At 67.5% G+C, this 6164-nt stretch carries 6 protein-coding genes; all 6 read right to left on the bottom strand.

Annotation, left to right across the window (positions count from 1 at the left end; genetic code table 11):
- Nucleotides 1-12: 12 nt before the first annotated feature.
- Entirely contained in the window at nucleotides 13-264 is a 252-nt protein-coding gene (gene moaD / locus GBZ26_RS02595) for a molybdopterin converting factor subunit 1 (RefSeq protein ID WP_014240490.1), read from the bottom strand.
- Nucleotides 264-1517: a molybdopterin molybdotransferase MoeA gene (gene moeA, locus GBZ26_RS02600; protein WP_174437466.1), complete on the bottom strand. Its 1254-nt coding sequence runs from the start codon at nucleotides 1515-1517 to the stop codon at nucleotides 264-266. Before moeA ends, moaD begins: the two co-directional genes overlap by 1 nt.
- A gap of 29 nt (nucleotides 1518-1546) precedes the next feature.
- The gene (gene mobB, locus GBZ26_RS02605; protein WP_174437467.1) at nucleotides 1547-2074 is read right to left on the bottom strand and encodes a molybdopterin-guanine dinucleotide biosynthesis protein B; all 528 of its coding nucleotides are present in this window, start codon (nucleotides 2072-2074) and stop codon (nucleotides 1547-1549) included.
- Nucleotides 2075-2238: 164 nt separating this feature from the next.
- Nucleotides 2239-2850, bottom strand: coding sequence for a CDP-diacylglycerol--glycerol-3-phosphate 3-phosphatidyltransferase (pgsA, locus tag GBZ26_RS02610; protein WP_174437468.1), 612 nt, complete (start codon nucleotides 2848-2850; stop codon nucleotides 2239-2241).
- A 48-nt stretch (nucleotides 2851-2898) separates the two neighbouring features.
- On the bottom strand, nucleotides 2899-4821 hold the full coding sequence (uvrC, locus tag GBZ26_RS02615) for an excinuclease ABC subunit UvrC (RefSeq protein WP_246653735.1): 1923 nt from the start codon (nucleotides 4819-4821) through the stop codon (nucleotides 2899-2901).
- Between the two features lie 446 nt (nucleotides 4822-5267).
- A complete protein-coding gene (locus tag GBZ26_RS02620) occupies nucleotides 5268-6038 on the bottom strand; it encodes an SDR family oxidoreductase (protein WP_174437470.1) in 771 nt (256 codons plus the stop codon).
- Between the last annotated feature and the right edge of the window lie 126 nt (nucleotides 6039-6164).

Consider the following 6164-nt stretch of genomic DNA (forward strand, 5'->3'; position numbering starts at 1 on the left):
ACGTTTCCTTCCTCAGCCGCCGGTCACCGGCGGGAACAGGGCCACCTCGTCGCCAGGGCCGACCGGATGGTCGTAGGGCACGTGCTCCTGGTTCACCGCGACCTTGACCACCGTGCTGTTGGCGAGCGCGTCGGCGTGCTTCGGGCTGCGGGTCTTCAGCCACTCCACCAGGGCGCCGACGTCGCGGACCTCCGCCGGCAGGTCCACCGTCTCGGTCGCCACGCCGATCTTGGTGCGCAGCCAGGCGAAATAGAGGATCTTCATCACCGAACCTCACTGAAAGGCAGGAAATCCACGATCATCCCCGGCTCGACGCGGGTGATCTCTTCCGGCAGTTCGACGAGCCCGTCGGACTCGACCATCGACGACAGGATGCCCGCCCCGTCGCGCGGGTGCTTGACCGCGGTCAAAACCCCGTCGGCGGCGCGGGCGAGCGTGGCCCGCACATACTCGCGCCGCCCCGCCTTCTTCTTGTAGGTAAAGCCCGCGCGCAGCGGGAACAAGGCGGGCGCCTCGTCGGCGGCCCCCATCAGCCGGAGCAGGATCGGGCGGGCGATGCGCAGGAAGGTGACCATGACCGCCACCGGATTGCCCGGCAGGCCGATGAAGACCGCGCTCTTGGCCGTGCCCAGAGCCACCGGGCGTCCCGGCTTGATCGCCAGCCGCCAGAAATGCAGCCCGCCCAGTGCCTCCACGGCCGCCTTGACATGGTCCTCCTCCCCGGTGGACATGCCGCCCGAGGTGATGAGGACGTCGTGCGTCCCCGCCGCCGCCTCCAACGCGCCGCGAACGGCGTCGAGCCGGTCGGGCAGGATGCCGAGGTCGGTCACGCGGCAGCCGAGCTGACGCAGCGAGGCGATCAAAGCGAAGCGGTTGGCGTCGTAGATGCAGCCGGGCTCCAGCGGCACCCCCGGCTCCCGCACCTCGTCCCCGGTGGAGAAGACGGCGACGCGCAGGGCGGTGCGAACCGTCACCTCCCGCCGCCCCAGCGAGGCGAGCAGGCCGATGTCCTCCGCCCGCAGCCGGCGGCCGGCGGTCAGGACGGTGCTGCCCTGCGCCATGTCCTCCCCGGCGCGGCGACGGTTGGCGCCGCGCCGGATGCCGGGGGGAATGGCGACGGCGCCCTCCTCCGCCTTGCAGTCCTCCTGCATCAGCACCGTGTCGAAGCCCTCGGGCATCGGGGCGCCGGTGAAGATGCGCACCGCCTCGCCGCGCCGTCCCGGACGGTCCAACGCATGGCCGGCGGCGACGCGCGCCGTAACCGGCAACACCGTGGCCGCGTCGGGCGTCAGGTCGTCGAAGAAGACCGCGTAGCCGTCCACCGCCGAATTGTCGTGCGGCGGCACGTTGAACGGAGCGACGACATCCTCGGCCAGCGTATGGCCCAGCGCCTCGGCGAGACTGACCCGATGGGCATCCGTGACGGGGTGGAGGCGGCCGGAGAGCAGTTCCAGCGCCCGGTCCACCGCCATCATCTCGCCGCCGAAGGCGAAGCAATCGTCGCTAAGCTGAGCCATTGCCCTACTCCACCCTGCACACCGCCGTCTCAGACAGCCTGTCCCGTTGCCTTGCACCGGTCCAGCGCGCAACGCTCGATGATGAAGGACGCGATGGCCTCCTCGTCGTTCAGGTCGAAGACGGGCACTCCGGCGTCCGGCACCGGCCCGTCGCTGGCGATCGCGACGATGCTCGGATCGTCGCGCGCAATCAGCGACTTGCCCACCGAGGCGCGCCACACCTCGATCTTCTCGTGCGGTTCGCGCTTGAACCCTTCGATCAGCAGCAGATCGACCGGCGACAGCTTCGGCAGCAGTTCGGTCAGCGACAGTTCCGGCTCGTCCTTCCGGATCTCGTGCATCAGCGCCCAACGGCGGGGCGAACTGACCAGCACCTCCGTGGCGCCGGCCTCCCGGTGGTTGTGGCTGTCCTTGCCGGGATGATCGATGTCGAAGCCCTTGTGCGCGTGCTTCATGGTCGAAACGGTCAGGCCACGCCGGATCAGCGCCGGGATCAGGCGAACGATCAGCGTCGTCTTTCCGCTGCCGCTCCACCCCGTCAGGCCGAACATCTTCATGGAAGCCTCTATCCTCCGCCTTGCCGCCCATCGCTGCGCGGGCGTTCCCCGGTCACATAGCAGAAACACACGGGCATGCGAACGGACAAACCGGATTTATGGTCCGCTCTGCCGCCAGCCGGAAAGCCTTTGCGATAAAAGGCGACTCGGCCCCGAAACGCGGCTCAGCCCGGCGTGCGGGCCGGGTTGCCCGGGGTGCCCTTGCTGGGCTTGGCCGGCTGGTGGGCCATCATGTGCTTCAGCCCGGCGCGCATGTAATCCCACCCGGTGACGAAGGTGAGGATCGCCGCCACCCACAGGCCCAGCGTGCCGATCAGCGTGACCGGAATGTGGACCGGGCCGTAGTCGCCGACGATCAGGAAGCCGATCGCCACCATCTGGATCGTCGTCTTCCACTTGGCCATCCAGGTGACCGGCACCCCGACGTTCAGCCCGGCCAGATACTCCCGCAGGCCGGACACCAGGACCTCGCGCAGCAGGATGACCACGGCGGCCAGCACCGACAGCCCGGACAGCCGGGCGAAAGCGACCAGCATGATCAGCGTTGCGGCCACCAGCAGCTTGTCCGCGATGGGGTCGAGGAACTTGCCGATGACGCTTTCCTGCTCCCAGGCGCGGGCCAGATAGCCGTCGAACCAGTCGGTGATGCAGGCCGCGGCGAACAGGGCGCAGGCCGTGTAGGCGGCCCACGCCTCGGGCACGTAGAACAGCCCGACCACGACGGGAATCACCGCGATGCGCGACAGGGTGAGCAGGTTCGGCAGGCTGGTCAGCATCGGTCGCAACTCTGGAGTCGGGGGAAACGCGCGGCGGGCGGCGTCATTCTAACCGTCTGAATGGAAATGATCGTATATCTTTTTCGCCACCGTCTTGCTGATCCCTTCGACCGACTCCAGATCCGCCAATCCGGCACGGGAGACGGCGACGGCGCTGCCGAAATGGTGCAGCAGTGCCTTCTTTCGGCTGGGTCCGATTCCGGGAATCTCGTCGATCATCGATTTGCCCAACGCCTTGGTGCGCTTCGCCCGATGGGTGCCGATGGCGAAGCGGTGGGCCTCGTCCCGCAGCCGTTGCAGGAAATAGAGCACCGGGTCGCGCATTTCCAGCTGGAACGGCGCGCGGTCGGGCATGAAGAAGCGCTCCCGTCCGGCGTCGCGGTCCGGCCCCTTGGCGATGCCGACCAGCGTCACGTCGTCGATCCCCAGATCGGCCAGCACGCCCAGCGCCATGTTGAGCTGCCCGATGCCGCCGTCGATCAGCACCAGATCGGGCCACATGCCCTGCGTCCGCTCCGGGTCCTCCTTGATCGCCCGGCCGAAGCGGCGGGCCATGACCTCGCGCATCATCGCGAAGTCGTCGCCGGCGGCTCCCTCGGTCTTGATGTTGAACTTGCGGTAGGCGTTCTTGATGAAGCCCTCCGGCCCGGCGACGATCATGGCGCCGATGGCGTGGGCGCCCTGGACGTGGGAGTTGTCGTAGACCTCGATCCGCTGCGGCGGGCCGTCCAGCCCGAACACCGTCGCCACCCCGTCGAGCAGCCGCGCCTGGGACGAGCTTTCGGCCAGCCGCCGTCCATGGGCCTCCCGCGCGTTGGTCAGGGCGTGTTCGACGATGCGGCGCTTGTCGCCCCGCTTGGGCGCGGCCAGTTCCACCCGGTGGCCGGCGCGCAGCGCCAGGGCCTCGGTCAGCAACTCCTGTTCCGGCAGGTCGTGGCTGACCAGGACGAGGCCGGGTGCCGCCTTGTTCTCGTAGAACTGGGCGATGAAGGCGGCCAGCACCTCCGGGGTCTCGGCGCTCTTGTCGTGGCTGGGAAAGTAGGCGCGGTTGCCGTAGTTGCGCCCGCCGCGGAAGAAGAACACCTGCACGCAGGTCATCCCGCCCTCCGCATAGGCGGCGATGACGTCGGCATCCTCGATCACCCCTTCCACGTTGATGTCCTGGTGCGCCTGCACCGCGGTCAGCGCGCGGATACGGTCGCGGTAGCGGGCCGCGGCCTCGTAGTCGAGATTCTCCGCCGCCTCGGTCATTCTGGCGACGAACTCCGTCTGGATGTCCCGGCTCTTCCCGGACAGGAAGGCGCGGGCCTGATCGACCTGCGCCTGATACTCCGCCGGGCTGACCCGCTCCACGCAGGGCGCGGTGCAGCGCTTGATCTGGTATTGCAGGCAGGGCCGGGTGCGTGCGGCGAACACCGTGTCGGCGCAGTTGCGCAGCAGGAAGGCGCGCTGGAGCGCGGTGATCGTCCGGTTGACCGCCCCCGCCGAGGCGAAGGGGCCGAAATAATCGGCGTCGCGCGACCGCGCGCCCCGGTGCTTGGTCAGCTGCGGATAGTCGTGGTCCCTGGTGATCATGATGTGCGGGAAGGTCTTGTCGTCCCGCAGCAGCACGTTGTAGCGCGGCATCAGCCGCTTGATCAGGTTCGATTCGAGGAGCAGCGCCTCGACCTCGGTGTGGGTCGTGACGAACTCCATGGTCTCCGTTTCCGACACCATGCGCTGGAGCCGCACGGGCAGGCGGTTGACCTGGGTGTAGTTGAACACCCGCCGCTTCAGGTTCTTGGCCTTGCCGACATAGAGGACGGCCCCGTCGCCCGCCAGCATGCGGTAGACGCCGGGCGTCTGCGGCAGCGTCCTGAGATGGTCGCGGATCACCTCCGCCCCGCGGGCGAGATCCGCCGGGCGCCGCCGCGGGCGTGGAGTCGTGCTTGCCCCCGGGGCTTCCGCTTCTGGAGCGTCGGCGCCTTCCATCTCCGGGAGGATGAGGTCCGTGGGGGTGTCTGCGGTGTCAGCCATGTCTCGAATGTCGTCGGGTCGTGGGAGTGGGTCAACCGCCCCCTGTCCTGAATGGTTAAGACGAACGACTCACCTCATCGGCGGTCACTCTTCGGGATATCCACGACTCCTGTGGATAAGTGTGTCGATAACCCAAGAGTTACTCCAACCGAACCAAGGCGGCCCAAGGGATTCCAAAGCTATGCACAAAATTTGGGCATTTCCTGTAAGCCATTGTTTTTATTAGAGACACCCCGAGTCAAGTCGGCACCTTGGCGCTGTGCCGCTAAATTTTCGGATCGCGCAAACAGCCCCTTGCGCCGACGGGGCCGGATGTGTACAACGCGCGGTCCTTCTGTCGGGCTGTCCGATCGATAAAGGGCTTCGACCGCTGAACGGCAAGACGCACACTGCCAAACCGCCTATTCCGTCGGCACGAACCCCAGGGATGGCTGCGCCCATCCCAGATGCTCGCCGCCGTCCAGCGCGACCATCTGTCCAGTGACCGACGGCGCATCGATCAGGAAGCGCAGAGCGACACAGATTTCCTCGGGCGAAGGGCCGCGCTTGAGGGGAGTCGCGTCGCGCTGCGCGGCGAACTCCTCCTCGGTCTGCCGGACGTTCCTCAGCGTCGGCCCCGGTCCGATCGCGTTGACCCGAATATGAGGAGCGAGTGCCATGGCAAGCGTCTGTGTCAGCGTCCACAGTCCAGCCTTCGACAGGGTGTAGGAGATGAAATGCGGGGTGAGGTTCCACACCCGCTGATCGATCACGTTGACGATCAGCCCCTCGCAATCCTTCGGCACCTGCGCCGCGAACCTCTGGCTCAGCACGAAGGGCGCGCGCAGGTTCGCCTCCATATGCCGGTCCCAGGACTCCCGGGTCACGTCCTCCACCTCGTCCCGCTCGAATCGGGAGGCATTGTTGACCAGCAGCGACAGTGGGCCCAGCCGTTCGACCGCCTCGGGCATCAGCGCCTGCACATCCAGTTCGCGCTCCAGGTCGGCCTGAAGCGCGACGGCGACTCCACCCTGTCCGACGATCTGAGTCACCACCGCGTCGGCCTCGCTGCGGGAGTGCCCGAAATGCACGCCCACGCGCCAGCCACGCGCCGCGAGATCGAGCGCGATGGCGCGTCCGATCCGCTTTCCCGCCCCGGTGACCAGGGCTGCTTTCCTCTTGATCTCCACCATGCCGCCATAGGTACCCTGCCACCCGTTCCGGTCAAGTGGGTTCCCTTCGGGTCAAGCTCTGGACCGGCAAAAGACTCGCGGAGCGGGACGCGGCCATGCTGAGGGAAGCCTTCGAGTATTTGACCA

Origin of the sequence: Azospirillum formosense, from assembly GCF_013340925.1 — a bacterium.
Classification (GTDB): Bacteria; Pseudomonadota; Alphaproteobacteria; order Azospirillales; family Azospirillaceae; genus Azospirillum; species Azospirillum formosense.